Here is a 2,553-nt window from a genome sequence, read left to right on the forward strand (position 1 = left end):
TGACTGTTATTACAACTCTAAAACTGACGAAATTATAGCAATACCAAGTTTTACAATCATTTCGGACGATGAAGCATTTATGGAATGTTTTGGACGAGACTTGGGAAAAGTCGAGAAAAATAAATCGGATTTAATTAAAATTGAGGTTTTGGAAAACTTCGAATCCTTTAAAATAATGGAACATTTTGTTTACCAAATTTCGGACAAACAATTTCAAGCGGAATTGAAAAATATATTGGAACAGAAAAAACCTTTTCAGAACTTTAAGAACAGAATCGACAACTCGGATTATAGACAAAACTGGTTTGACTTTAAACAAATCGAGCTGGAGAAAATAGTAGAAACGCAATTAAACCGAGGAATAGCCAGCGCACAACAATGTGTATAAGCAATGGCTTGTTCCCGCCTACTTGGAAATTCCTGCGGAATTTCCAATGGCAAGTACATGTTTGCAATTGTCCGTGACGTCCCACGCCACTGCTCATACACCAAACGTTGTAAAACATTAAGAAAAACGAAGTTGATAAAATCAAAAAATATATCTGATAAGAAATTGAAGTTAGCAACAAAAATTCTGATTTCTATTTCTGTATTATTTGTGATGCTCCCTTATACAACTTTATTTGGACTGCCATTTTATATAATCGGGTTGATCTTGTTGTGGAATTTAAATCTGACCAAAAAGCTTAAATGGAAATGGACATTTGTTCCATTATTAATTGTTGGACTGATTTATATTATAATCGCATTAATTATTTACACTTTTAAGCTGTAAAGTATTGACATTTGAGGATAAAAAGTAACAGAATAAGAAATTAGAAAAATCCGATTCTGATTTACTCAAAGGAAACATAAAAAACGTTTTACAACAACTTATAAAAACAATGCTTAATAAGTCTCAATTCGAAATTCTATGTTCGCTAGCTTAGCGGATTGTCCTGCGGACAATCTCGCTCGCCCGTTCGCACAGTTTTTATACGAGACGTTGGCATTAATTAAAATGAAAAAGCACCTCCAGATATTCATACTTATTCTTGCATTTACTTCCTGTTCTGACGGAACCGACATAAGAAAATTTGCGGTTGAAGAAATTGAGTTCGTAAAAATGCCGCTTGAAGTTCAGGCTGCAATTAAAGACTATTATCGTCCGACCAAGGAAGTAAATAAGGATGGAGACACCTTAACTCATTATGGATTGAAAGACGAATTGATTTGTCTAGACTCTGCAATTTCGAAATGTGAGTTTGAAGCAGTGTGGAGTAGACTTGTGAGTTCTTGGCTTGACCACTTAAAACTTAAAATTGACGACAGAACAATAATTATCGAACAAGGAGTTAATGTCTACAATCGTCCTTATGTTGTTTATGACGGACATTTGTATTGTAGAACAAATATGAATGCAAGAAGCCTTAATAACCCCTCAAAAGATGAATTTAAAGTACTTAAAATAAATAAAAACTAATGCCAACAGCGTATAAAAACAATGCTTAATTTGGTCTTGAATCGAAACATGGTGCTCGCTTGCTCAGCCGATTGTCCTACGGACAATCACGCTCGCCGGCTCGCACTGTTTTATATGGGACGTTGTGTGTCATTTAAACAAAAATTATGAAGATAAAAATATTAACCATTCTACTTCTATCTACGTATATCTCATTTGCTCAAAATAGCAACTATGAAAGATGGATGGCAATGGCAGATAAAGATATTAGTCTACAACCTGAATACGGAAATGTTGAAAAAACTGAAACTCAAAAAGAGGATGATGAAAAATTCAAAAAAGATATTTTAGAACACTATAAAGGCGACACAAACGCTGCGAGTAAAAAAATGAGTGATTTAGGATTTACATATTTGTATGATAAAGGAGATTTCGCAACTGCAATGCGCCGATTTAATCAAGCATTTATGCTAAACCCCAAAAATGCTGATGCTTATTATGGATTTGGAACAATTTTCTTCAACCTTGGTGCAATGGAAAAGGCTCGAGAACAATATGATAAAGGATTGCAAATTGACCCCAAACACTCTAAAATATTAACTGATTATGGAACAACTTATCTTGGAGACTATTATGGGAGTTTAGAAAATGGAAAAGGAAATTCTACAGAATTACTTGCAAAATCCAATGAATATTTAGAAAAATCACTTGAATTTAACAAAAAAGATTCAAACACAATTTACAAACTGTCGATTGTGAAAATGTACATAGGAAAATGCAAAGAAGCCAAAGCATTGCTCAAAAAAGCGAAAAAGATGAACAATCCAAACGTTACTGAATCTTACGAAAAGGAATTGAATGAAAAATGCAAATAAAAACGCCACACAACAATGGCTATAAGTAATTGCTTGTTCTCGCCTACATCTGAAAATCCTCGCGGATTTTCAGTTTGGTGTGTACTTGCAAAGTTGAGTGCTAAACCACGCAACTACTCATAGCCGAGACCGTCAGACTGTCTCAAAACTTAATAAGTTTGTTGAAAACTCATTGCACTCTCTTTAGATGCTGCCTTGGTTATTTGTATCTTAAGGTATGGAATATCAACAAGGAGA

At 34.0% G+C, this 2,553-nt stretch carries 3 protein-coding genes; all 3 read left to right on the forward strand.

What is annotated here, in order from left to right:
* A partial coding sequence (locus FHP04_RS14165) for a UPF0158 family protein (protein ID WP_139856807.1) occupies positions 1–388 on the forward strand: 388 nt, incomplete at its 5' end.
* A gap of 612 nt (positions 389–1,000) precedes the next feature.
* Positions 1,001–1,462: a hypothetical protein gene (locus tag FHP04_RS14170; RefSeq protein WP_139856808.1), complete on the forward strand. Its 462-nt coding sequence runs from the start codon at positions 1,001–1,003 to the stop codon at positions 1,460–1,462.
* A 146-nt stretch (positions 1,463–1,608) separates the two neighbouring features.
* Entirely contained in the window at positions 1,609–2,316 is a 708-nt protein-coding gene (locus FHP04_RS14175; RefSeq protein WP_139856809.1) for a tetratricopeptide repeat protein, read from the forward strand.
* Positions 2,317–2,553: the final 237 nt, after the last annotated feature.

Source organism: Aequorivita sinensis, assembly GCF_006346335.1.
GTDB lineage: Bacteria > Bacteroidota > Bacteroidia > Flavobacteriales > Flavobacteriaceae > Aequorivita > Aequorivita sinensis.

Coding starts and splice junctions, on each gene's coding strand:
- FHP04_RS14170 (WP_139856808.1), top strand. CDS start 1,001: ATGAAAAAGCACCTCCAGATATTCATACTTATTCTTGCATTTACTTCC.
- FHP04_RS14175 (WP_139856809.1), top strand. CDS start 1,609: ATGAAGATAAAAATATTAACCATTCTACTTCTATCTACGTATATCTCA.